We start from the raw sequence: 22,798 nt of genomic DNA, 5'->3' as shown, positions 1-22,798 counted from the left end.
CCTCCTGGTTCATCCTCTTTTCGGGCGATGTTCACCCCCTCAGTCCCTCCTTGGTCCGCTCTTGGTCCGCCCTTGATCCGTTCATGGCCCGTTCGCGCGGCGCGCGGCCGGGGGTCCGCTCCGTACGTTCCCGGGGCCGGGCGGACGCGCCGCCCGGCCCCGGTCGCTCGCCGCGTGCCGTCAGTGGGTGAGGAAGGCGATGACCGCGTCCCGTCCCGCGTGGCCGCGCTCGCGGTTCTGGATCGAGTGCGAGGCGCCCTTGACGACGACGACCCTGCCGTCCGGCGCGTGGGTCGCCTCCTCGTACGCCCACTCGAGCGGCGTCGACAGGTCGTGGTCGCCGTTCAGCAGCAGCACCGGGACGTCGGGCAGGCGGGCCGGCGGCTCGGCGGCCGGGCGCGCGGACCAGCGCAGGCACTCCTGGGTGAACCCGTTGCCCGCCGACGTCGCGAGCGTGTACGGCCACACGCGGCGCGGGTCGGTGTGCCGCAGCGTCCGGTCGAGCCTCGCCTGCCGGCTCGCCAGTGGCGCGTCGGACCGGCCCCACGGGAACACGCTGTCGGAGCAGAACGTGTCGATGTGCAGCCCCGAGCTGTACGAGGCGACAGGGTCCCCGCCCGGCGCCATGTCGGCGATGATCGTGTCGAGCCGGGCCGGGTCGCCCTGCCGGGCGGCGTGCAGCGCGCCGACGAGGTCGCCGTGTCCGGCGGGCAGGCCGGGCGGGTTCGGGTCACGGTAGGTCGGGTCGAGGAACTCGTAGGACACGATCGCGTCGAAGATCTTCACCCCCTCCGCGGCCGTGCGGTGACGGACCACCCAGGCCAGGTCCTCGGCCGGGTCGGACGCACAGGCGGGCCCGGTCGCGCACGCGTCGCGCAGCACCCGGGCCTGAGCGTGCAGACCGGTGAAGTAGAGGCCGTCGTCGGCCTGCGGGTCGACGTGCGGCAGGACCGAGTCGAGGACGACCTTGCGGACGTGCGCCGGGTGGGCGACGGCGTAGCGGGCCGCCGTGAACGTGCCGTACGAGACGCCGTCGACGACCATCTTGTCCACGCCCAGCGCCCGGCGGAGCGCCTCGTAGTCGGCGACGGTCTGCTCGGTGCTGTAGAGGCCGCGCCGGTCGCCGAGGATCCGCGAGCACTCCTCGATGGCGGCAGGGGTGGGCGCGGCGATGTCGGAGCTGCCGACCTGGGCCTGCAGCTGCGGGCAGTCGATCGCGCCGAACTCCCCGGTGCCGCGCTGGTCCAGCATGACGAACCGGTAGTCCTTGGCCAGCTCCGGCAGCCGCTGCGTGGCGATCCGGGAGATGTACGGCACGCCGGGCTGCCCGGGGCCGCCGGTGAGGAACAGCAGGACGCCCTTCGGCGCTCCCGCGTTGTCCGCGGTGGCGACCTGGAGGTCGAGCGCTCCGGGCACCTCGCCGCGGTGGTCGAGGGGGACCCGCAGGGTGGAGCAGGTGAAGCCGGGCTGGTCCGGGCAGGGGTGCGGGTCGGCCAGCCGAGGCCGGCCGGGTACGGCCGAGGCCCCGGCGGGGCGCGCGGCGCCGCCGGTCGCCGGTGACGGGATGCCGTCCGCGGCGGCCGGCCCGCCGATCGCGGCCACGGCGGTGGCGACGAACGCGGTGACGAGTAGTCGTGATCGCATGTGCGGATTCTGACGATCGACCGCGCCGGGGAACATCCCCGACGCACCGGTCGGCGCCGTTCTGGCCTCTGGTGGCCACGGCGCGGCGGCGGCGACGTCAATCGATCACCGGGACCACGCCAGGACTGGGCCAAGTCCCGCGCGGTCGCCCCATCGCCCGAGAGGCTCGCAACTAGCGTCTGCGCTGATCACCACCAGGGGGGACGTCATGCGCTCTTACGCGATCACCGCACTCATCGGCACCGGCCTGCTCGGTCTCGCCCCGCAGGCCCAGGCCGCGGCGCACGCCCGGCCGGCGCACCCGCAGCCGGAACGGCCCGGCGCGCAGAACGCCGCGCACGCCCGGCCCGCCGACCCACAGCGCGAGCCGGCGCGGCCCGCCGTGCAGCCCGCCGCCCACGCGCGGGCCGAACACGCGCGGCAGGCGGCACAGCCCGCCGCCCACCTGCAGGCCCAGCGCGCACGGCAGGCGGCGCAACCCGCCCACGTCGAGGCGCGGCACGCACCGCAGGCGGCACCGCCCGCCGCCCACGTACAGGCTCAGCAGGCCCGGCCTCTCGCGCACACCGCCGTCCGCGCGCGGCGGACCGATCCGCGCCCCGACCGCCCCGGCGAGCAGAACGTCAACGTCCGGTCGGGCGAGGCGCAGGAGACCCGGCCGGCGGCCGGGCACCCGGCCCGGATCCGGCCCGCCGACCCGCAGCCGCAGCCGCAGCCGGGCCGGTCGGGCTACTCGATGCACCTCACCGGCCAGGCCGCGCACTGGGAGGTCTCGCCCGGTGAGCTGCAGACGGTGCGCTGGACGCTCACCAACACCGGCAACCGGCCGCTCGAGCACGCGCAGCTGGTGGCCGCCATCCCGGCCGGATGGTCGGCCCGTGAGGGGCAGGGCTGCCTGCGCCGCGGCGAGTACCTGGGCTGTGACCTCGGCGCGCTCGAACCGGGGCACAGCGCGGCCGTCCTCGTTCCGATGGTCGTGCAGGGGCAGCCCGGGGCCGTGCGGCTGACCGCCTGGTCGCGCGGAATGGTCGGGGTGCTGACCATCCCCGGCCCCATGACGTCCATCCGCGTCATGGTGAACGGGCGCCGGTAGGTTCTGGCCAAGACGGACCTCCTGGGGCCAGACTGAACGCGATTCGGTTTGGCTTACCAGGAGGTACCGGTGCCCGAATTCACCATGACGATCGGAGGCGCGGCCGTGGAGACCACGGCCGCGTTCGACGTGATCAACCCGGCGACCGGGTCGCCGCACGCCGCCGCGCCGGACTGCTCGCGCGCCCAGCTCGACGCGGCGTTCGACGCGGCCGCCACGGCGTACCCGGCATGGCGGTCCGACGAGGCCGCCCGGCGCACGGCGCTGAAGGCCGCCGCCGACGTGCTCATGGCCGCGGCCGGCGGTGACCTCGCCGAGACCCTGACGATGGAACAGGGCAAACCCCTCCAGGACGCCCGGATCGAGATCATGGGCGCCGCCATCTGGCTCCAGCACTTCGCCGACCTGGAGATCCCCCGCGAGGTCATCCAGGACGACGACCGGGCGAAGGTCGAGGTCGTACGCCGCCCGCTCGGCGTCGTCGCGGCGATCACGCCGTGGAACTTCCCGCTCGTCCTCGCCGCGTGGAAGATCGCCCCGGCACTGCTGGCCGGCAACACCATCGTTCTCAAGCCGTCCCCGTACACCCCGCTGGCGACGCTGAAGGTCGGCGAGCTGCTGCGCGAGGTCCTCCCGCCGGGCGTGCTGAACGTCATCAGCGGCGGCGACGACCTCGGCGCGTGGATGACCTCCCACCCGGTGCCCCGCAAGATCAGCTTCACGGGGTCGATCGCGACGGGCAAGAAGGTCGCCGCCGCGGCGGCCCCGGACCTCAAGCGGACCACCCTGGAGCTCGGCGGCAACGACCCCGCGATCGTGCTCGACGACGCCGACCCCGCCGTGGTGGCGGGCAAGGTCTTCGACCAGGCCTTCGCCAACAACGGCCAGGTGTGCTCGGCGATCAAGCGGGTGTACGTGCCGGACCGGCTCTACGACGACGTCGTCGAGGCGCTCGCCGCGAAGGCGCGGTCCGTGAAGGTGGGGAACGGCCTTGAAGAGGGCGTCCAGTACGGCCCGGTCAACAACCGGCCCCAGTACGAGCGGGTCCGGGAACTGGTGGCCGACGCGCTCGCGCACGGGGCGCGTGCCGCGGCCGGCGGCGCGCCGATCGACGGTCCCGGCTACTTCTTCGCGCCCACCATCCTCACGGACGTCGCCGAGGGGGTGCGAATCGTCGACGAGGAGCAGTTCGGGCCGGCCCTGCCCGTGCTGCGGTACACCGACGTCCAGGACGCGGTCGCCCGCGCGAACGCCACCAACTTCGGCCTGTCCGGCTCCGTCTGGGGCACCGACGCCGACCGGGCCGCGGAGGTCGCCGAGCGCCTGGAATGCGGCACGGCCTGGGTGAACACGCACCTGGCCCTCGCGCCGCACCAGCCGTTCGGCGGTTTCAAGTGGAGCGGCATCGGCGTCGAGAACGGCACATGGGGCCTCACCGGATTCACCGAGATCCAGGTCGTGCACCGCGCCAAGCGCTGACCGCGTCTCCGGTACGGCCGCCGGGACACGCGGCGCGTGGCCACGTGCCCGGAACGGCCCGCGCGTACGGGCGCCGTCGGGTCATCTCAGGTTCGTCAAGTTCGCCGCGAAGAGGGGAAAATTGCCGAATCCGGGCTGACCCGACCGCCTACGATGAGCGCGTGCCCGAACTGTTGTTCCCCTTCCTGGGCGTCGTCGCGCTCCTCACCATCACCCCCGGTCCCGACATGCTCCTCGTCGTGCGCAACGGCCTGAGCGCCGGCAGCCGTGCCGCCTGGCTGACCGGGCTGGGCTGCTGCCTGGGCATCTCGATCCACGCGACGGCGGCGGTGCTCGGGCTGTCCGCGATCCTCGCCGCGTCGGCGACCGCGTACACGGTGGTCAAGCTGGCGGGTGCCGCGTATCTCGCCTACCTGGGCGTGCGGATGCTGATCTCGGCCCTCATGTCCGTCGACACCGCGGAGGAGGCGGAGGACGGCGCCCTTCCGGCGACGTCCGTCGTTCCGGAGGCGGCGGTGCCCCGGACCGCGATCGCGGAGACGGCGGTTCCGGCGAACCCGGTGACGACGGCGGCGGAGCGGATTCCGGCGGAGCCTTTCCCGGGGGCGACGCCCGGGAGGGCGGACGGCGTACGGTCCGCGTCCCTCCTCACCGGCGGGGCGGTCTTCCGGCAGGGGCTGATCACCAACCTGCTCAACCCGAAGATCGCGCTGCTCTTCCTGACCCTGCTGCCGCAGTTCGTGGCGCACGACGAACCCCGCCTGCGCACCACCGCGACCCTCGCCGTCATCTTCCTCGCGGTCGCGGTCGTGTGGTGGCGGACGTTCTCGCTCGCGATCGGCCCGATCTCCCGGGTGCTGCGCGGCGGCACGGCCCGCCGGGTCCTCGACGGCCTGGCCGGCTTCGCGCTCCTCGCCATCAGCGCCGCGGTCGCCTTCGAGGGCGACCGTTAGGCGGCCGCCGACGAGCCTTCCCCCGGCGGCCGTCCCGCCGGTCCGCCGAACACGCCACGCCGGGTCGCCGAACACGCCACGCCGGGTCGCCGAAGGCGCCGGGCCGGTCCGCCGGACGCGCCGGGCGCCGGACCGTTCAGCGTGCCAGCCAGGTGCGCAGCGCCCACCACCAGTGGGCGGAGTGGGCGACCGCCGCGCCCGTCGGCGGCGCCAGGCAGCGGCCGGTGATGTCGCCGAACCGCCGCACGCGGTACTTCACGGTGTTCGGGTGGACGTGCAGTGCCCCGGCCGTGGGCTCGATCCGCTTGTCGTTGTCCAGATAGGCCAAGGCGGTCTCGGCGAGCTGCCGGTGGAAGTCGTCCGCCGGGTCCAGCCCGTCGAGGAGGCCGTCGGCCAGCAGCCGCCCGAGGTCCGGCGCGCCCGAGGTCGCCACCGCGAGGGCGAGGTCCGGCAGCCGGTGCAGGCCCTGCTCCCCTTCGACCGCGCGCAGCGCCGCCCGGCAGAGCGCGTACATCGAGGGGATGTCGGCCAGGGGCACCGCCGGGGACGCGACGAGCAGCGGCGTGCCGGCCGGCAGGTCCGGCAACCGGGGCACGAGCGCGGCGAGGCGGCCGTCGACCAGCCCGCACAGCCCGCCGGTCAGCCGGCGCTCCAGTGACGCGGCCGTCCGCGGGTCGGCGACGTCGCCGGTCAGGCAGTGGTACGGGCGCGCGGCGTCGAGCGGCGCGAGGTCGCCGCCCTCGCCGTGCAGGACCCGCCGCAGCACTTGGGCGTGCGCGTCGCGGGTCGTCCGCGCCATCTCCATCTCGGCGATCCGGTGCGCGTGGACCATGCGGTGCTCCAGCGCCGTGGCGACCGCGTCGATCCGGATCATCCCCTCGAGGAGGTCGTCGGCGGGCAGCCCGGCGGCGCGGCCGCGCTCGACGAGCGTACGCACGATCAGTGCCCGTCCGGCCTGGAAACCGTCGAGGAGCGCCGCGACCGGCACGCCCTGACGAGCGCGGTCCGCGCCGAGCCGCCCGGCGGCCCGCAGGTCCGCCTCGGCCAGCTCTCCCCCCGCCGTGATCGCGCCGATCGCGGCCCGCACCACCGCGCGTACGTGCCGGCGGACCTCGTCCTCCGGGAGGGCGGCGACCGGGGGCGAGTGCACCCGCGCGGCCCGCACGGCGGCGTCCGCGATCGCTCCGTCGTCGTCTCTCAACAGCTCGCTGAACCGGTCCATTGGCCCCTTCGGATAATCACCGCAAGCATGCTTGGCGCCGGCGCGGCTAGGCGAGGCGTCGTCCGATCAGGTTTGGTATTAGGAGACGAACCACGAAGGAGTCAACCCATGGCAGACGAGTTCCTGGACAAACTGCCCCCGCAAGAGCTGATCTTCAACCTGCCGCCGACCTTCGAGACGGTCGAGGAGGAGCGGCGGCACCGCAAGGAGCGGCTCGCGGCGGCGCTGCGGCTGTTCGGCAAGTTCGGCTTCGAGGAGGGCGTCGCCGGGCACATCACCGCACGCGACCCCGAGCTGACCGACCACTTCTGGGTGAACCCGTTCGGGATGTCGTTCAAGCACATCCGGGTGAGCGACCTCATCCTCGTCAACCACGAGGGCAAGGTCGTCCAGGGCCGCTACCCCGTCAACGAGGCGGCGTTCGCCATCCACTCCCAGATCCACCAGGCGCGGCCCGACGTCGTGGCCGCCGCGCACAGCCACTCCGTCCACGGCAGGGCGATCTCGGCCCTCGGCGAGCTGCTGGAGCCGATCACGCAGGACGTGTGCGCGTTCTACGAGGACCACGCCCTGTTCGACGACTACACGGGCGTGGTGACCGACCTGGAGGAGGGCCGGCGCATCGCCACGACCCTCGGCGACCGCAAGGCCGTGATCCTGCGCAACCACGGCCTGCTCACGGTCGGGGACACGGTCGACGCCGCCGCCTGGTGGTTCATCACGATGGAGCGCTCCTGCCAGGTCCAGCTCCTCGCCAAGGCCGCCGGCCGGGTGGTGCACATCTCCGAGGAGAACGCCAAGCTCACCCACGACCAGCTCGGCAACGACCTGGTGGCGTGGATCAACTACCAGCCGCTGTACGACCAGATCGTCCGCGAGCAGCCCGACCTGTTCGAGTGACGATCGGCCGCCCTGAAGGGCCGCCCCGCGGCGCTGACGCGGGCTGCAATGTACTGTCAGGCCCGTTTCCCTTCCAGGACGGCCCTCGCGGCGCTAAGTTCGCCTCTGCCCCCGGTCGCACGCCGGTGTCCTTCCAGTGATCCCCTTGCGATCCGGCTCCGCGACCGCGGCCTGCCGGGGAGGGACGGTGAGGCACCGTCCCACCGTCCCTCCCGACGGCACGCCCCTGGCGTCCCACAGGCCACCGGAATATCCGCACGGGTGATCCGATTCAGCCTCATAGGAATACGACCGGAAGAGGTGACCTGGATGCTGTTCGGCGAAGAACACGTGCGCCGCTACATCGAGACCGACGGGGCCGAGGGCCACGACTGGCAGGGCACGATCACGCTTCTCCTGACGACCACCGGCCGCAAGAGCGGCCAGAAGCGTACGACCCCGCTGATCTACCAGAAGAACGGCGACGACTACCTCGTCGTCGCGTCGAAGGGCGGCGCGGATGAGCCGCCGCTCTGGTACCTCAACCTCCAGGCCGACCCGGAGGTGACCGTGCAGGTGCGCGGTGACAGGTTCACCGCGCGCGCCCGCACGGCCACTCCGGAGGAGAAGCCCGAGCTGTGGCGGAAGATGGCCGCCACCTGGCCGGCGTACGACGAGTACCAGCAGAAGACCTCACGGGAGATCCCCGTCGTCGTGCTCGAACGCGTCTGAGCTCACGGCAGGAGTTCACTCCACAGGGGGACGCGCGGCTCGACCAGCAGCCGCATTCCCGCCTCCTCCGGTGTGCGGTCCCGTTTGCGGTTGTTGCAGGGACCGCACGCCAGGACGGTGTTCTCCCAGGTCGACCCGCCGCCGCGCGACTGCGGAAAGACGTGGTCCACCGTGTTCCCGCGCCCGCCGCAGTAGGCGCACAGCCCGCGGTCGCGGCGCCGGAGCCCCCGCTTGCCCCACGCCGGCCGATGGCCGTGCCGCCACCGCATGGCGACGTAGCGGACGAGCCGCAGCACCCGCGGTAACGGGAAGTGACCGATCCGCCGGCCCTCCACCGCCTCCTCGACCACCGCGACGCCGCGTACGAGCATCCGCACGGCGTGCCGCACGTCGACCTTCTGGAGCGGCTCGTACGACGCGTTGAGCACGAGTACGTTCACCGAAATCCCCTATCGAATGAAAAGGCCGCTCCCGGAGATCCGGAGGCGGCCGACGTCGTGTCAGGGCGTCATTCGCCCCGACGGTGGTCTCCGTCGGCTATTCGATCGTGTCTGCGGTGCCGGACCGGGCCGTACTCGGCCGGGTCACCGCAGGCCAGAACCTCGGTGGACATGCGTGAGCGCCGCTCCGGCGGGGTGTGCGCGGCCGGCGCGTCGCTCGGCGTCTCGTCCGCCGACTCGATGAGGTCGTGCATCCTCTCCCCCCTTTCTTCCCCGGAATCGGGAATAGCATGAATCAACCGTCGCACCGCGGGCAACGCCTTTTTCGGAATATCCCACGGGATGCGGCCGGCGGCAATGGGCATATCGGTCACACCCGCCGACCGCCCCACCGGCGGCCCTCCGGCCGTTCCGCCGGCGGCCCTCCGGCAGCTCCAGTGGTGGCCGCGCCGGCCGCCGGCGCACGCTCCCGCCGCTCCGCTCCGCTCGGCGGCACCGCGGCCGCCGACGCGGCCGCCCGCGCGGGCGTGCGCGGCCGCATCGGTGATGGCCGGACCCGTCCGCGGCGTTACCGGACGAGCTCCCGGATCGCGGTGAGCGTGCGCTCACCTCCCGGGTCGCCGCCCGTCGCCGGGACGACCGCGACCTCGTCCACTCCCGCGTCGGCGTACTCCCGCAGGCGCGCCCGCACCTCGCCGGCGGTGCCCACCAGCCCGACCCGGGCCGCGACGTCGAAGGGCAGGGCGGTCAGCAGTTCCTTCGGCTCCGCACCCTTCCGTGCCATCTCCACCGCGTCGCCCAGCCCCGCGCCGGCGAACGCCTCGGCGTACCCGGGCAGCCCGAGGTACGGAACGATGCTCCACATCAGCTGCGCGTACGACTCGGGCGTCGGGTCGACGGCCGCCGGCAGCCGCGCGACCAGCCGGGGCGCGCGGCGCCCGGCACCGTCCGCCGCCTCGTCCAGCTTCGCCCGCAGGCCGGCGGCGACCCCCGGGGCCGCCATGTCGACCACCATCCGGTCCGCGTGCCCGGCCGCCGTGCGCACGGCCCGGTCGTCGAAACCCGCCACGCTGAGCGGTCCGCCCGGCGGCGACAGCCTGAGCCGGAAGCCGCGGGTCCGTACGACCTCACCGTCCAGGTCGGCCCGCTTCCCCGCCAGCAGGGCGCGGACGGCCCGCGTGCTCTCCTCCAGGGCCGTCGCCGCACGCTCCCCCGAACGGCCGTGCCACTGCTCGACCACCCGCGGGCTCGACGTGCCCAGTGCCACCCCGATCCGCCTGCGCGTGAGGGCGGCGACCGAGGCCGCCCCCATCGCGATCATCACCGGGTCGCGGACGGCCACCGGCAGCGGGCCGACCGTCATCTCGATCCGGTCCGTGGCCAGGCCGATCGCCGACGCCAGCGCGAACGCGTCCCAGGTGTCGGTCTCGCCGATCCACAGCTCCCCGAACCGCAACCGGTCGGCGATCGACGCCGTGTGCAGGGCCTCCTCCGGTGGGCGGTCGGGCCAGTCTCCGATAACGACGCTCGTGTCCATGGCGTTCATGGAAGCAGACCGCGGGGCGACACGGCGCCGCGGCGGCGGGTGGGCGGCGCGGCCGCGGTGCGGATGCCCCGTACAGTGGTCGCCGTGGCTGAAGAGGCATGGAAGGTAGAACCGTCCGGACCGCTGCGCGGCGACATCCACGTGCGCGGATCGAAGAACGCCGTCACCAAGCACATGGTGGCGGCGATGCTCGCCGAGGGCGACAGCACGATCCGCAACGCCCCCGAGGTGGGCGACGTGGAGATCACCGGCGCGATGCTGGAGGCCCTGGGACACACCGTCGAACGCAACGGCCCCGACATCACGGTCTCACCGGGAGCGGTGACCGAGCCGCGCGTGCCGAGGGCGTTCACCGGGCTCAACCGCATTCCGATCCTCATGGTCGGCCCGCTGCTCCATCTGACCGGAGAGGCGTTCGTGCCCCTGGTGGGCGGTGACCCGATCGGCCGCCGGCCCGTGGACTTCCACGTCGACGCCCTGCGCGCGATGGGCGCGGAGGTGGAGGTCGGCGACACCGGCATCGCCGCCCGCGCGAGCCGCCTGTACGGCGCGCGGATCGACCTGCCGTACCCCAGCGTCGGCGCGACCGAGACCGTCCTGATGACCGCGGTGCTGGCCGAGGGCAAGACGGTGCTGCGCGGTGCCGCGATGGAGCCGGAGGTCGTCGAGCTCGCGCTGTTCCTGCAGCGCATGGGCGCGCACATCGAGCTGAGCCCGGACCGCCGCATCGTGATCGAGGGCGTCGACCGGCTGAAGGGCGCGTCGACGCGGCTCGCCGGGGACCGTCTGGAGGCGTTCTCCTACCTCGTCGCGGGCCTCATCACCCGCGGTGAGGTCCGCGTGCACGGCTGCTCGCAGGACCGCCTCGTCACCGCGATCACCACGCTCGCCCGGATGGGCGCCCGGTTCGAGATCACCGATGAGTGGATCACCGCGTCCGCTCCGGACGGGCTGCGCCCTGCCGCCGTGCACACCGACACCCACCCGGGCTACATGACCGACTGGCAGCAGCCGCTCATGGTGCTGTTCACCCAGGCCGAGGGCATGTCGGTGCTGCACGAGACGGTGTTCGAGAACCGCCTCGTGTACGTCCCGGCGCTGAAGAAGATGGGGTGTGAGATCGAGGTCTTCAACGCCTGCCTCGGTGGCCCCGCGTGCCGGTTCCACGACAGCAACTCGGTGCACTCGGCGGTCGTGCGCGGGGTGTCCAAGCTGACCGGCGCCGACGTCACCATGCCCGACGTGCGCGCCGGGTTCTCGGCCGTCCTGGCGGCGTCCGTGGCCGACGGCACGTCCACGTTGCGCGGCGTCCACCACATCGAGCGGGGCTACCACCGCCCGGCCGAGCAGTTCGCGTCTCTCGGCCTGAAGCTGGAGACCGTCGCCGTCTGAGCGCCCGGGCCGGCGGCCGTCGCGGGGTCACGGCTCCGCGGCGGCGGTCGGTCTCAGAGACGGCAGAGCTCACTCAGGGACGATCGGCCGCGTTCGGAGCCGTGGCTCTCGCTCAGGGGTGGTAGACCTCGGCGACCTTCGTGACGGTACGGCCCTTCATCGTCAGGTAGGCGTCGACCTGCGCGCCGTCCTTGATGGCGGCCTCGAGCTGCTGCAGCGTGCAGCGCTTGACGCCGACGCCGGTCTTGTCGTCCACGGTCGCGTCGTCGCCGGAACAGATGTTCACCGCGCTGAGGACGGTGGCGTCCTTCGCGACGGTGGCGGTCTGCACGGGACCGGTCGGCTCGATGGCGTCGTCGGGCTCCTGGACCTTCTTCGTGCCCTGGTACTCCAGGGCCCCTGATGCGGCGTCGTACTTCTTGAGCAGGACGACCGCGGTCGTGACGACCTTGCCGGAGTCCGCCGCCGCGGCCTTGGGCTTGGCGCCCGAGCACGCCCCGCTCAGCAGCAGGGCGGCCACCGCCCCGGCCGCCGCGAACACTCGCACCGATCTCGTCATGATCACGAGACGATACAACAGCGCACGGCGCCGCGCCCGCCGAGCGGCGGAATCGCTCCAGATCAGGCGCGCAGGCGGCGCACGGCCTGCCGGGCGCCGGGGATCTTCTTGATCGCACGCCGCAGCAGGGTCCCCTGGGCGCCGGCGCGGACGTCCTCGGCCGCCCGGACGCGGACGCTCAACCTGCCGTTCTCCGTGCGGTACGGCGCCAGGCGACCCCGGCGGTCGATGCTCTCGCCGCCTTCCAGGCGACGCTCCACGGTCCATCCGCCGGTGTCCAGCCGCGCGACGAAGTCCCAGACGCCGGGCGTCAGGTCCGGGCCGGCGGCGGGGTCGACCACGGCCTCGCCGGACATCGCGAACGGCTCGGACGATGCGACCGTCACCGGCAGGAGGTGGTCGGCCGAGTCGGCCCGGCGCCGGATGTAGAGGTCGAGGCGGCGTCCCTCGCCGTCGGCGTCGAGCACCTCGGCGGGGAGCGGCAGCGGCACGGGCGGCCGCCACCGGCCGTCGCGTACGGCGAACGGCGTGCCGTCGGCGTGGACGAGACGGGCGGTGAAGCGCACGACCAGGCGGGTGTCCTCCCAGCGCAGGCCGTCCACGGCCGTGGCGAGGGTGACGCCGCGTTCGGCCTCGACGAGGGCGAACAGGTCGTCGTACGCGTCGGCGCGCAGGAGGGCGGCACGGGCGCGCATCCGGAGCGGCAGCGACCGGTCGACGCCCTCGCCGAAGCGCTCGGTCACCAGCCGCCGGGCCTCGTCGTAGACGGCGCGGCGATAGTCCGGCGGAGCGTCCAGGAAGCTCTTCTCCCCGAGCCGCTTGAGGATCTTCCCGCGGTACCAGTGCGTGTAGTACCGCTCGCGGTCGGGACCGGGCTCGACGTGCTCGTCGACGATGTCCAGGACCTCCCGCAACGCGCCGTAGTAGTGCGCGGGGTCGGGCAGGTTGCGGGAGTAGCTGCCGGGGCGCCGCACCCAGTGACAGCACGGATAGTCGGCGAGCACCGAGATGACGCCGGCCCGGAAGTACGCCTTCAGGACGAACCGGTGGTCCTCCAGCCGCACCGGCCCCTCCGGGAACCGGATCCGGTGCGCGTCGAGGAACGACCGGCGGAACAGCTTGTGCGGCGTGAGGATGCCGTACAGCGCGTCGCCCAGCACGTCGGCGCGGTCGCGGGACCGACGGAACATCGCGCGGGGCACCGTGCGGCCGTGGCCGACCATCTTGCCGATCACGATGTCGGCGTCGTTGCGGACCGCCATCGCGTGCATGCGCTCGAGCGCCTCGGGGCCCAGCCAGTCGTCGTCGTCCAGGAAGTAGACGTAGTCGCCGTGGGCCGCGTCGATCCCGGCGTTCCGCGGGCCGCCGGGGCCGCCGCTGGGCGGAAGGTGGATGACCCGGACGCGGTCGTGCCCGGCGGCCAGTTCGTCGAGGCGCCTCTCGGTGCCGTCGTCCGACCCGTCGTCGGCGAAGATCACCTCGTAGTCGCCGAGCGTCTGGCCGAGGACCGACTCGACGCACCGGGAGAGGGCGTCGCCGGTGTTGTACACCGGCACGATCACGCTGACCTTCACCGCGTCAGCTCCAGCGCGGCGCGCACCGCCGGAGCGAGCAGGTGCTCGTCTCCGGGGTCGACGTAGAGCCACTCGTCGACCTCTCCGGTGGCGGCCAGCTCGCCCTGGTAGTCGGCGGTGTAACAGGCCATCCGGACGCGGGTCCCCGGCGGCTGGTCGTGCGCGGGCGCCTCGACCACCCCGAGTGATCGGAAGGTGCGCCGGTCGAGCCGGACGCCGAGTTCCTCGCGCACCTCGCGGGACAGCGCGGTCCAGTCGTCCTCCCCCGGCTCGCGCTTGCCGCCGGGCAGGTAGAGCCGGTCCCGGGCGCGGGCGCGGACGGCCAGCAGCCGTCCCTGCGACAGATGGACCCATCCCACGACATCGAGCACGGGCCCATCCTGCCAGGCCGGTCAGGCGGGAACGGCGGTGACGCGGTGCACACAGCGCTTGAAACCCCACACCGAGATCAGCACCGCGGTGGCGCCGAGGAGTGCCACGGCCGCGGTCCGCACCCACAGGTAGGTGCCGATCGACTGACTGAACAGCAGCCAGAGGCTGAGCGCGGTGTTCAGCGTGAAGGTCAGGGACCACAGCAGCGAGATCCGCAGGAAGAAACGGCGGACGCGGGCGTGCGCGAGGAAGGCCTCGGGCAGCGGCACCAGGTCGGTGGCGACCTTGGCGGCGAGGGGGCGGCCGAGCGGCACCGAGGCCAGGAAGGAGACCGCGACGAGCATCGTGCCCAGGGTCGGCTGCAGGAAGTAGACGACGGCGCTGCCCGTGACGGCCGCGAGCACGGCGCGTGCGGTGACGCCGAGCGCCGCGAGCAGCAGCGTGCCGGGCACCGGCCTGCGGCGTACGACGCGAACGAGGATCCCGCCGTACACCCAGGCCACCGCGGTCACCAGCGCGCCGTTCAGCCCGAGGACGACCAGGCCCGCGTAGAACACGACGACAGGGGCGATCATGCCCTCGACGACCCTGGGCAGCGCGTGCAGGAGGAGCGCGGTCAGGCGGGGGATCTCGAACCGGTGCGGTGACTCCATGGTGCCGGACGACTCCCGATCGATCGACTTCACGAAGACCCGGCCCACGCTACGCCAAGATCCCGACCGGTTCGGCCGGTTCCGCGACGGCGCCGGACCCGGCAGGAGTCATCGGCATCGGCCCTCCGATTCGCAGCCAGGGACCTTCGCCCCTGCCCCTCGCCGTCGTACCCGGTGAAGCCTCATGAGTAGGAGGCACACCTGTAAAACGGAGGCAGAGATGCGAACGGAAGAACACTGGTCCGTGGAGTTGTTCCTCGACGAGGAGGACGGCCAGACGCGCGCGGAGGCGCGGCTGATCGCGAGGGACGCCGAGAGAGTACGCGGGCAGGGACGGGCACGCTGCAATCCCGCCGACTGGGACGTTCCCGAGATCGGCGCCGAACTCGCGGCGTCGCGGGCGCTGTCCGACCTCGCCCACCGGCTGCTCGACCTGGCGGCGGCCGACATCGAGGCGGTGACGCACGAGCACGTCCGGCTCACCCGCTGACCCGACACTCACCACGACCGCTCGAAAATAGATCACGACCGCGCCTTTCACTCACCCGAAAGATCTCTATCATCCGAGTTGGTTGACTCGGAGAAAACGGGAGAGTGAATGCGCAGTAGACGACTGAGCGCCGTCCTGGCCACCGCCGCCGGCGTTCTCCTCACGGCCACGGCCGCCCACGCCGACGCCGGGCCGGGCGCACCGGGGATCGGCGACCCCTACTATCCGGACTACGGGAACGGCGGCTATGACGTCGCCCACTATGGCCTGGAGTTGAAGTACCGGCCCTCTGACGACCGTCTCGAGGGCACCGCCACGATCACCGCGCGGACGACGCAGGACCTCACCCGCTTCGATCTGGACTTCCTGCTCGACGTCTCCTCCGTCACGGTCGACGGGCGGCCCGCGCGGTTCACCACGTCCGGCGCCCACGAGCTGGTCATCACCCCGGCGCGCGTCCTGCGGAAGGGACGCCCGCTCACCGTCGTCGTCCGGTACTCGGGCGTCCCGTCGACGAAGAAGTACAACGACTACGTCGGCTGGGCCCGTACCCCGGACGGCGCGGTGGCCGCGCAGGAGCCGGAGAGCGCGTGGTGGTGGTTCCCGAGCAACGACCACCCGCTCGACAAGGCCACGTACGACATCGGGATCACCGTGCCGGAGGGCCTGCAGACGATCAGTAACGGCGTGCCGACCGGCGCCCACACCGCGAACGGCTGGACGCGGTACGGCTGGCGCGAGACCCTGCCGCAGACGACGTACCTGACGACGCTCGGGATCGGGAGGTTCGACGTCCACCGGGCCCGTACGAAGAGCGGCCTGCCGGTCATCACCGCGTACAGCCCCGACCTGCCGGCCGACGAGGCGGCGGCGGCCCGGGCGAGCGTCGAGCGCACCGCCGAGGTCGTCGACTGGGAGAGCAAGATCTTCGGGCCGTATCCGTTCACCTCGCTCGGCGGATACGTGCCGAACGTGACCTCCCACTTCGCCCTGGAGACTCAGACCCGGGTGTTCTACAGCCCGTACGGCTTCCGCAACGGACCCCGGCCGTACCTCGTCGTGCACGAGAACGCCCACCAGTGGTTCGGTGACAGCGTCTCGCTCGCCCGCTGGAGCGACATCTGGCTGAACGAGGGGTTCGCGACGTACGCCGAGTGGCTGTGGTCGGAGCAGCACGGTGAGGGCACGGCCGCCGAGCTCGCGCGCAAGACGTATGACTCCTATCCGGCCGACGACCCGTTCTGGCAGGTCAAGCCGGGTGACCCGGGGCCGGGTGAGAACCAGTTCGCCGACGCCGTGTACGACCGTGGCGCGATGACCCTGCAGGCGCTGCGGGCGCGGGTCGGCGACCACGCGTTCTTCACGACCCTGCGCGCCTGGGCGGCACGTAAGAAGTACGGAAACGGGACGATTCCGGAGTTCATCGCGCTCGCCGAGCACGTCTCCGGTCAGCGGCTCGGCGCGCTGTTCCAGACCTGGCTGTACACGCCGGGACGGCCGGCGACGCCGCCGCAGCCGACCGCCGCGACGACGGAGCCGAAGTCCTGGTCCCAGATCCGGCAGGCGCACGCGGCGCTCCGCGCCCCGGCTCTCCGCGGCTGACCCGGCGGGAGCCCTCCAGGAGGGTTCCCGCCGTCCCGGGCCGCCTCGGCTCCAGGGTGCCCGCCATCCCGGCGCCTCGGCTCCAGAGTCTCCGTCATCCCGGCCGCCTCCACCGGCCGGGATGACGGAGACCCGCCGAAATGAGTGGAACCGACGGTATGCCGCGCTCGTCTGAGCGCTCACGCGTGGCTTCACCGCGTGTGTCGACAGTCCCAGACGAGGAAACGGGGTACATCCGTGCGCAAGCACCGGGCCGCCTGTCTCACAGTGCTGCTCACACTGACCGTTCTGAGCGGCTGCGGGAGTTCGGGGACCTCCAGCAAGCCGTCGGCGTCGCCGACCGCCGCCGCCACATGGAAATACACGACGCTCGACCTCGGAATCCCGGACAAGGTGCTGAAGGCGCCCGTGACCGGCCGGGTCCCGGACGGTCAGACGCTGCACGTCGGCGTCACGCTGAAGGTCGGCGACGACGTCTGGAAGAAGTACGGACACGGCAAGAGCCCGTCGCAGGCCGCCGGTGACGTCGGCAAGGAGCTCGGCGTCAGCGACCAGACGATCCAGAAGTTCCAGGCCTACCTGAACAGCGCCCACATCCAGGCCAAGCCGAGCAGGACGCGGACGAGCGTGACCTTCGACGTGAAGGCCGGGCAGGCCGCCCAGTTGCTGCGGACCTCCTTCGTCACGCACCGGCTGAACGGCCGCACGTACTTCACGCCCGACCCGAACCACCCGCCGCAGATCCCCGAGCCGCTCAAGCCGTACATCCTGGCCGTCACCGGCCTGGAGAGCTACAGCGTCGCCCCCACGTCCCGCGGGCCGCTGAGCGCCGCGGCGCCCGGCCGCGCCCTGCCGGCGCGGGCACCGCGGTGCATCCAGCGGTTCCCGCAGCGGTTCGCCACCCACGACCGGGTCGCCGCCGCGTACGGCTACAACCAGCTGTGGAACCAGGGCTGGCACGGGGAGAACATGAGGGTCAACCTCGTCGAGATGGACGGGTACGACCGGAACGACGTCGACAACTACGTCGCGTGCACCGGCTCGCGGATCCAGGTGAGCAACGTGAACCTCGGCGCGACCGAGCCGGCGGTCGGCGCGGAGGCCACCCTGGACATCCAGATGCTGGCGGGCCTGGCCCCCAACCTGAGCATCGTGGACTACCAGGAGGACCCGGCGCTGCTGAGCAGCGGCAACGGCGCCGATTCCTGGACCGCGCTGAACGACGCGCTGCAGCGCATCATCGACGACAACTACGACCGGTCGAAGAGGCCCGCGGGCAGCATCGTCAGCATCAGCCTGGGCGGCCCGGAGGGCTACCTGTCCCCGGCCGTCATGCAGTCGATCGACCAGAGCCTCCGCATCCTCACCGTCGCCGAGAACATGACGGTGTTCGTGTCGAGCGGTGACTGCGGGGCGTACGGCGACCGGGTCTACGGCTCGCTCGACGTCTCCTTCCCCGCGACCTCGCCCTATGTGGTCGCGGTCGGCGGCACCCGCCTGGGTCTCGCGCCGAACGGGGCCCGTACGCAGGAGACCGTCTGGTCCGACCGGACGAACCTGTCCCGGTGCGAGAACCAGTGGGGCAGCGGCGGCGGTGTGAGCAGGGTCCACCAGCGGGTGCCGTTCCAGCAGGCGCCCGGCGCGGACAACCGGTACTCCGCCAGTGGCGGCCGTGAGGTGCCGGACGTCTCCGCGGTCGCGATCGACCTGCCGATCTACTACCGGGGCCGGTGGGTGTCGTCCGGCGGCACGAGCGCGGCCGCCCCGATCTGGGCGGCCGGCATGGCCCTCGTGAATCAGGGCCTGCTCACGCGGGCCCACGTGTTCTGCTACGGCCCGGACACCTTCTACCACGCGCTGAGCGCGGCGGGCGGCAACAAGCCGTACACCGACGTCGTCACGGGCAACAACCTGTACTACCCGGCAACGGCCGGCTTCGACCTGTCGACGGGCCTGGGCAGCCCCAACCTGCCGGCCTTCTTCAACACGCTGGCCGCCAACCCCGGCTGACCTGCCCCGCGGCGCATGGTGGCCCGGCGCGTGACTCCGCGCGCCGGGCCACGCGGTCACAGGTCCGGGTCGGTGTCCTTGGCGCTCGCGACGGGCCGCAGCGGCTTGCGCAGCGGAACGATCATCATGCTGAAGTCCGCCGCCGCGATGACGCGATGCTCGATGTCGGTGACCCGGCACTCGACGACGATGAGCTGGCGGCCCGCCTTCAGCACCTGGGCGCGCGCGTACACCTGGTCACCGTGCGGGCGGCCGAGGTACCGGACGTGCAGGTCGGCGGTCACGAGACTCTGCCGGCCCGGCTCGAACCCGCTCCCCCGCGCGGCCGCCGTGCCGGCCGCCACGTCGATCAGCGTGGCGATGGCGCCGCCGTGCAGGTTGCCGGTGCTGTTGAACGCCTGCGGCCGGATCGGCATGGAGAGCACCGCGTGGTCCTCCCCGAGCTCGACCATCTCCAGGCCGAGCAGATCGTGCAACGGCGTGTCGTGCCGCAGGGCCGTCCGCAGGGACTTCTGGTCCGACTCCGGCAGGTCGACGATGCGAACCGTGCCGCCCGGCCCCTCCGGCCGCCCCGGCAGCGGCCCGGACGCCGTCGATCGCCCGGCCGGGTCGGCCCGCCCGATGCTCTGCGGTTGATCCTGCGTCGCCGGCCGTTCCTGCGGCATCTCCGCTTGCTCGGCCATATGACTCCTTCGACTCGCACCTGATCCGCCGCTTCGCAGTTTACGGACAGTCACACGATTCCGGCGTGAGCGCCGCCCCGGTACCGCGTTCATTCGGTGTCGTCGCCGATCCGGACCATGCCGGAACTACGGAGAGTGACCCGAGCCGCGTGGGATAAGCCGACGTCGCGCCGCAGATCCGGGTCGTCCAGATCGAGCCGCCGGCGGACGGCCCGTACCGCGTCCGCGCTGATCTTCCCCTTGCGGTAGAGCCGGTCCAGCCTCTCCCGCTGCGCCCGGATCAGGTCGCGCCGCAGCGCGATCGGGTCGGGCGGCGCTTCCTCGTCCGCGTCGCCGTCCAGCTCGGCCCGTACGCGCCGGAGGCGGTCCTCGTACAGCTGCCGGTAGGTCTGCGCGGCGCGCTCGTCCACCTCGTCCTTCTCGACGAGCGCGTCCAGCCGGTCGAGCGCGGCCTCGAGCACCGCCCGGCGGGCGGTCATCTGCTCGATGCGCTGCCGGTCGGACTCGGCCAGCCCGAACCTGCGCAGGATCACCGGCAGCGCCATCGCCTGGCCGACCAGGGTGACGAAGACGATCGCGGCGGTGAGGAAGACCATCTCCTGCCGGCCGGGCAGCGGCGAGCCGCGGACGTTCCCCGGCACCGACAGCACGATCGCCAGCGAGATGGCGCCGCGCATGCCGCTCCAGCCGATCGCGAACCGCTCGCCCGCGTTGAGGTGGCCCACCTCGAGGTGGCGGCCCGGCAGGTACCGTCCGAGCGGGAACACCCACAGCGACCAGGCGATGCGTACGGCGATGATGATCGTCGCCACCACCAGGACGGCGACGAGCAGCCGTGACGGCGAGTGGCCGGTGATCTCGCGCATCACCGGCCGGATCTGCAGGCCGAGGAGGACGAACAGCGCCGACTCGAGGAGGTAGACGAGCACGCGCCAGAACATGCCTCCGACCAGGCGCGACGCCGGCTGCAGCATGCCCTCGCCGCGCGTGCCGAGGAAGAACCCGGCCGTGACGGTCGCGAGGATCCCCGAGAAGCCGAGTTCGTCGGCCGGGATGAACGCGAGGTACGGCGTCAGCAGCGAGACGACGATCTGGCTGCTCGGATCGCGGATCCGCCGCCGCAGGCGCGAGACGGCGAAGCCGACCAGCAGGCCGTACGTGACGCCGCCGACGACCACCTCGACGAGCCGCGCCGCACCGTGCCCGTACGTGTAGGAGTGCGACAGTCCCTCGACGGCGAGGACGAACACCGTGAGCGCCACGCCGTCGTTGATGAGGCTCTCGCCCTCGAGGATGGTGACGATCCTGCGCGGCGCGCCGAGGCGCTGCAGGATCGAGGTCGCGGAGACCGCGTCCGTGGGGGCGACCGCGGCGCCGAAGGCGATGGCCGCCGCCCAGCTCAGGCCGGTCACGACCGCGTGCGCGGCGCCCGCCGCCGCGAACGTCGTGACGGTGGTCAGCGCGACCGCCAGCGTGATGATCGGAACCGCGTCCGCCTTGGCCTCCCGCGGCGCGGTGAAGAACGCCGCGTGGTACACGATCGGGGGCAGGAACCCGATCAGCACGATCTCCGGGGGCAGGTGGATCTGCGGCATGCCGGGAATGAAGCCCATCGCCGCGGCCAGCACGACGAGCAGGGTCGCCTCCGGTAGTCCCAGCCGGCCGGCCAGGTTGCGGGCGAGCAGCACGACGACGGCGAAGGCCAGCCCGCCCAGGAAAAGCGACATCGGACCCATGACGCCCACTCTTCCCCAAATCTCCGAGGTCGCCCACGGAGGGGTCGTGCGGGGCGTCACAATGTGAGAAGGCGGGGACCACCGACCGATGTAAGTAGCGTAAGGTCGTACGCTACTTACTCAAGGATCGTGACGCCCGAACGGGAGTCGAAGTGCTTTTCAGCCATGACACCGAGCATGCCCTCCAGATCGTCGTCGATCTGGTCAACAGCGGGCCGCCGGCCACCACGACCGAGCACCTGCCCGACCTGGCGAGCCTCCAGCGGTTCGTCGACCTCAAGCGGCTGAGCGACGCCCGGGACCTGGACGCCGACGACCTCAGCGCCGCGCACCGCCTCCGCGACCGGCTCCACGAGGTGTTCCGTACGGCGGACGACAAGGAGTCGGCCGTACGGCTGATCAACGCGATCATCGCGGAGGCCCGCATCTCGCCCCGCCTGACCGACCACGACGAGTGGGACTGGCACGTGCACTTCTTCGCGCCGGGCGCGCGCCTGGCCGAGCACCTCGCGGCCGAGGGCGGCATCGCCCTCGCGTACGTGATCGCCGCCGACGAGCTCGACCGCCTGCGCGTGTGCGAGGCCCCCGACTGCTCCCGAGTGCTCGTCGACCTGTCCCGGAACCGCTGCCGGCGCTACTGCGACAGCCGCACGTGCGGCAACCGCATGCACGTCGCCGCCTACCGGGCGCGCCAGCGGGAGTCCACGGCCCACTGATCCCCCAGCGCCGGCCGCCCCGCGCACGGCGTCACCGGAATCGATCACGGGGCCGGCCCCCGCTCCGCGCACGGAATCGCCGGAATCGATCACGGGGACGCCCCGGCTCCGCGCACGGAATCGCCGGGGTCGATCACAGGGTCGCCCGCACGTCGCGTACGGCGTCACCGGGGGCGCGGCGCAGCGCGGCCACCGCGTCGAGCGCCCGGCGGGCGCCTGCGGCGTCGTGCACGCGGAAGACCCGGGCGCCCAGCCACGCCGAGACGCCCAGCACCGCCATCGTCCCGACGCCGCGCTTGTCGACCGGCCGGCCGAGCGTCTCCCCGATGAAGTCCTTGTTCGACACGGCCACCAGGACCGGCCAGCCGGTGGCGGTCAGCTCGCCCAGCCTGCGAGTGATCTCCAGGGAGTGGCGGGTGTTCTTCCCGAAGTCGTGGGCGGGGTCGATGAGGATCGCGTCGCGGCGCACGCCCAGGGCGACGGCCCGCTCGGCCTCGGCGGTCACGTGCCGGATCACGTCCGCGACCACGTCGTCGTAGGCGACCCGGTGCGGCCGGGTCCGGGGGCGCAGCCCGCCGGCGTGCGCGCAGACCAGCCCGATGTCGTACGCGGCCGCCACCTCGGCCAGCCGCGGGTCCGGTCCGCCCCAGGTGTCGTTGAGCAGGTGGGCCCCTGCCTCCGCCACCGCCTCGCCGACCTCGGCCCGCCATGTGTCGACGCTGATGATGACGCCCGGATGCCGCTCGCGCACCGCCGCGACCAGGTCGACGACCCGGCGGAGCTCCTCCGCGACGCCGACCTCCTCGCCGGGGCCGGCCTTGACGCCGCCGATGTCGATGATGTCGGCGCCGGCCTCGACCGCCGCGCCCACCGCCGTCAGGGCGGCGTCGAAGGCGTACGTCGCCCCACGGTCGAAGAAGGAGTCGGGGGTCCGGTTGACCACGGCCATCACCGCGAAGCGGTCGAGCGTCCGCGCGCCGAGCCGCAGCGGGGCGACGCCCCGGCCCGTCATCGCCGTGCCGG

22 protein-coding genes are annotated in these 22,798 nt (G+C 72.7%); 10 read left to right on the top strand and 12 right to left on the bottom strand.

Annotated elements, in window-relative coordinates; all coding sequences use genetic code 11:
- Window positions 1-180: 180 nt before the first annotated feature.
- A complete protein-coding gene (locus NE234_RS33850; protein ID WP_252784968.1) occupies window positions 181-1,644 on the bottom strand; it encodes an alpha/beta hydrolase in 1,464 nt (487 codons plus the stop codon).
- A gap of 208 nt (window positions 1,645-1,852) precedes the next feature.
- Between NE234_RS33850 and NE234_RS33845 the strand changes: the two genes are divergently transcribed.
- The 3 genes from NE234_RS33845 to NE234_RS33835 all read left to right on the top strand — a co-directional run bounded on the left by NE234_RS33845 (window position 1,853) and on the right by NE234_RS33835 (window position 5,169).
- Window positions 1,853-2,737 carry an NEW3 domain-containing protein gene (locus tag NE234_RS33845; protein ID WP_252784967.1) on the top strand — a complete coding sequence of 295 codons (885 nt, stop codon included), beginning with the start codon at window positions 1,853-1,855 and terminating at the stop codon, window positions 2,735-2,737.
- A 69-nt stretch (window positions 2,738-2,806) separates the two neighbouring features.
- On the top strand, window positions 2,807-4,216 hold the full coding sequence (locus NE234_RS33840) for an aldehyde dehydrogenase family protein (protein WP_252784966.1): 1,410 nt from the start codon (window positions 2,807-2,809) through the stop codon (window positions 4,214-4,216).
- 161 nt (window positions 4,217-4,377) lie between these two features.
- Complete coding sequence (locus NE234_RS33835) at window positions 4,378-5,169, top strand: LysE family translocator (protein WP_252784965.1); 792 nt, start codon at window positions 4,378-4,380, stop codon at window positions 5,167-5,169.
- 136 nt (window positions 5,170-5,305) lie between these two features.
- Here the strand turns inward: NE234_RS33835 and NE234_RS33830 are convergent, their stop codons facing one another.
- Window positions 5,306-6,391, bottom strand: coding sequence for a helix-turn-helix domain-containing protein (locus NE234_RS33830; RefSeq protein WP_252784964.1), 1,086 nt, complete (start codon window positions 6,389-6,391; stop codon window positions 5,306-5,308).
- Between the two features lie 108 nt (window positions 6,392-6,499).
- Here NE234_RS33830 and NE234_RS33825 point away from each other — a divergent pair, with 108 nt between their 5' ends.
- Together NE234_RS33825 and NE234_RS33820 are read left to right on the top strand one after the other, a co-directional pair.
- Window positions 6,500-7,291, top strand: coding sequence for a class II aldolase/adducin family protein (locus NE234_RS33825; RefSeq protein ID WP_252784963.1), 792 nt, complete (start codon window positions 6,500-6,502; stop codon window positions 7,289-7,291).
- 309 nt (window positions 7,292-7,600) lie between these two features.
- Complete coding sequence (locus tag NE234_RS33820; protein ID WP_252784962.1) at window positions 7,601-8,002, top strand: nitroreductase family deazaflavin-dependent oxidoreductase; 402 nt, start codon at window positions 7,601-7,603, stop codon at window positions 8,000-8,002.
- Window positions 8,003-8,004: 2 nt separating this feature from the next.
- On the opposite strand, the gene NE234_RS45575 is transcribed toward NE234_RS33820, so the two are convergent.
- The 3 genes from NE234_RS45575 to NE234_RS33805 all read right to left on the bottom strand — a co-directional run bounded on the left by NE234_RS45575 (window position 8,005) and on the right by NE234_RS33805 (window position 9,979).
- Window positions 8,005-8,442: an HNH endonuclease gene (locus NE234_RS45575; protein WP_252784961.1), complete on the bottom strand. Its 438-nt coding sequence runs from the start codon at window positions 8,440-8,442 to the stop codon at window positions 8,005-8,007.
- 68 nt (window positions 8,443-8,510) lie between these two features.
- Window positions 8,511-8,696 carry a hypothetical protein gene (locus tag NE234_RS33810; protein WP_252784960.1) on the bottom strand — a complete coding sequence of 62 codons (186 nt, stop codon included), beginning with the start codon at window positions 8,694-8,696 and terminating at the stop codon, window positions 8,511-8,513.
- A 314-nt stretch (window positions 8,697-9,010) separates the two neighbouring features.
- Window positions 9,011-9,979, bottom strand: a complete 969-nt coding sequence (locus tag NE234_RS33805) for an LLM class F420-dependent oxidoreductase (protein WP_252784959.1) — start codon at window positions 9,977-9,979, stop codon at window positions 9,011-9,013.
- Between the two features lie 93 nt (window positions 9,980-10,072).
- Here NE234_RS33805 and murA point away from each other — a divergent pair, with 93 nt between their 5' ends.
- A complete protein-coding gene (gene murA / locus NE234_RS33800; RefSeq protein WP_252784958.1) occupies window positions 10,073-11,380 on the top strand; it encodes a UDP-N-acetylglucosamine 1-carboxyvinyltransferase in 1,308 nt (435 codons plus the stop codon).
- 112 nt (window positions 11,381-11,492) lie between these two features.
- Here the strand turns inward: murA and NE234_RS33795 are convergent, their stop codons facing one another.
- From NE234_RS33795 to NE234_RS33780, 4 genes are all read right to left on the bottom strand, one after another.
- Window positions 11,493-11,939 carry a hypothetical protein gene (locus NE234_RS33795; protein WP_252784957.1) on the bottom strand — a complete coding sequence of 149 codons (447 nt, stop codon included), beginning with the start codon at window positions 11,937-11,939 and terminating at the stop codon, window positions 11,493-11,495.
- A 62-nt stretch (window positions 11,940-12,001) separates the two neighbouring features.
- A complete protein-coding gene (locus NE234_RS33790; protein ID WP_252784956.1) occupies window positions 12,002-13,513 on the bottom strand; it encodes a glycosyltransferase family 2 protein in 1,512 nt (503 codons plus the stop codon).
- Window positions 13,510-13,884 (bottom strand): NUDIX hydrolase, encoded by a 375-nt coding sequence (locus NE234_RS33785; RefSeq protein ID WP_252784955.1) that lies wholly within the window; start codon window positions 13,882-13,884, stop codon window positions 13,510-13,512. The genes NE234_RS33790 and NE234_RS33785 overlap by 4 nt, the downstream gene beginning before the upstream one ends.
- A gap of 21 nt (window positions 13,885-13,905) precedes the next feature.
- On the bottom strand, window positions 13,906-14,571 hold the full coding sequence (locus NE234_RS33780) for a VC0807 family protein (RefSeq protein ID WP_252784954.1): 666 nt from the start codon (window positions 14,569-14,571) through the stop codon (window positions 13,906-13,908).
- Between the two features lie 187 nt (window positions 14,572-14,758).
- Here NE234_RS33780 and NE234_RS33775 point away from each other — a divergent pair, with 187 nt between their 5' ends.
- The 3 genes from NE234_RS33775 to NE234_RS33765 all read left to right on the top strand — a co-directional run bounded on the left by NE234_RS33775 (window position 14,759) and on the right by NE234_RS33765 (window position 18,640).
- On the top strand, window positions 14,759-15,028 hold the full coding sequence (locus tag NE234_RS33775; RefSeq protein ID WP_252784953.1) for a DUF1876 domain-containing protein: 270 nt from the start codon (window positions 14,759-14,761) through the stop codon (window positions 15,026-15,028).
- 108 nt (window positions 15,029-15,136) lie between these two features.
- Window positions 15,137-16,630 carry a M1 family metallopeptidase gene (locus NE234_RS33770; RefSeq protein WP_252784952.1) on the top strand — a complete coding sequence of 498 codons (1,494 nt, stop codon included), beginning with the start codon at window positions 15,137-15,139 and terminating at the stop codon, window positions 16,628-16,630.
- Between the two features lie 237 nt (window positions 16,631-16,867).
- Window positions 16,868-18,640: a S53 family peptidase gene (locus tag NE234_RS33765; RefSeq protein WP_252784951.1), complete on the top strand. Its 1,773-nt coding sequence runs from the start codon at window positions 16,868-16,870 to the stop codon at window positions 18,638-18,640.
- 56 nt (window positions 18,641-18,696) lie between these two features.
- Here NE234_RS33765 and NE234_RS33760 read toward each other — a convergent pair whose 3' ends face one another.
- Window positions 18,697-19,323, bottom strand: a complete 627-nt coding sequence (locus NE234_RS33760) for a PaaI family thioesterase (protein ID WP_252784950.1) — start codon at window positions 19,321-19,323, stop codon at window positions 18,697-18,699.
- Window positions 19,324-19,412: 89 nt separating this feature from the next.
- On the bottom strand, window positions 19,413-21,059 hold the full coding sequence (locus NE234_RS33755) for a Na+/H+ antiporter (RefSeq protein WP_252784949.1): 1,647 nt from the start codon (window positions 21,057-21,059) through the stop codon (window positions 19,413-19,415).
- A gap of 152 nt (window positions 21,060-21,211) precedes the next feature.
- Here NE234_RS33755 and NE234_RS33750 point away from each other — a divergent pair, with 152 nt between their 5' ends.
- On the top strand, window positions 21,212-21,775 hold the full coding sequence (locus NE234_RS33750) for a CGNR zinc finger domain-containing protein (RefSeq protein WP_252784948.1): 564 nt from the start codon (window positions 21,212-21,214) through the stop codon (window positions 21,773-21,775).
- 133 nt (window positions 21,776-21,908) lie between these two features.
- Here the strand turns inward: NE234_RS33750 and folP are convergent, their stop codons facing one another.
- Window positions 21,909-22,787, bottom strand: coding sequence for a dihydropteroate synthase (gene folP / locus NE234_RS33745; RefSeq protein WP_252785056.1), 879 nt, complete (start codon window positions 22,785-22,787; stop codon window positions 21,909-21,911).
- Between the last annotated feature and the right edge of the window lie 11 nt (window positions 22,788-22,798).

The organism is Actinoallomurus rhizosphaericola (assembly GCF_024055675.1).
GTDB lineage: Bacteria > Actinomycetota > Actinomycetes > Streptosporangiales > Streptosporangiaceae > Actinoallomurus > Actinoallomurus soli.
This window is presented reverse-complemented; position numbering and strand designations above follow the sequence as displayed.

Excerpts from the sequence above, each read along its gene's own strand:
- NE234_RS33850 (WP_252784968.1), bottom strand. The coding sequence starts at position 1,644 with ATGCGATCACGACTACTCGTCACCGCGTTCGTCGCCACCGCCGTGGCC.
- NE234_RS33845 (WP_252784967.1), top strand. The coding sequence starts at position 1,853 with ATGCGCTCTTACGCGATCACCGCACTCATCGGCACCGGCCTGCTCGGT.
- NE234_RS33830 (WP_252784964.1), bottom strand. The coding sequence starts at position 6,391 with ATGGACCGGTTCAGCGAGCTGTTGAGAGACGACGACGGAGCGATCGCG.
- NE234_RS33825 (WP_252784963.1), top strand. The coding sequence starts at position 6,500 with ATGGCAGACGAGTTCCTGGACAAACTGCCCCCGCAAGAGCTGATCTTC.
- NE234_RS33820 (WP_252784962.1), top strand. The coding sequence starts at position 7,601 with ATGCTGTTCGGCGAAGAACACGTGCGCCGCTACATCGAGACCGACGGG.
- NE234_RS33810 (WP_252784960.1), bottom strand. The coding sequence starts at position 8,696 with ATGCACGACCTCATCGAGTCGGCGGACGAGACGCCGAGCGACGCGCCG.
- NE234_RS33805 (WP_252784959.1), bottom strand. The coding sequence starts at position 9,979 with ATGGACACGAGCGTCGTTATCGGAGACTGGCCCGACCGCCCACCGGAG.
- NE234_RS33795 (WP_252784957.1), bottom strand. The coding sequence starts at position 11,939 with ATGACGAGATCGGTGCGAGTGTTCGCGGCGGCCGGGGCGGTGGCCGCC.
- NE234_RS33775 (WP_252784953.1), top strand. The coding sequence starts at position 14,759 with ATGCGAACGGAAGAACACTGGTCCGTGGAGTTGTTCCTCGACGAGGAG.
- NE234_RS33770 (WP_252784952.1), top strand. The coding sequence starts at position 15,137 with ATGCGCAGTAGACGACTGAGCGCCGTCCTGGCCACCGCCGCCGGCGTT.
- NE234_RS33760 (WP_252784950.1), bottom strand. The coding sequence starts at position 19,323 with ATGGCCGAGCAAGCGGAGATGCCGCAGGAACGGCCGGCGACGCAGGAT.
- NE234_RS33755 (WP_252784949.1), bottom strand. The coding sequence starts at position 21,059 with ATGGGTCCGATGTCGCTTTTCCTGGGCGGGCTGGCCTTCGCCGTCGTC.
- folP (WP_252785056.1), bottom strand. The coding sequence starts at position 22,787 with ATGACGGGCCGGGGCGTCGCCCCGCTGCGGCTCGGCGCGCGGACGCTC.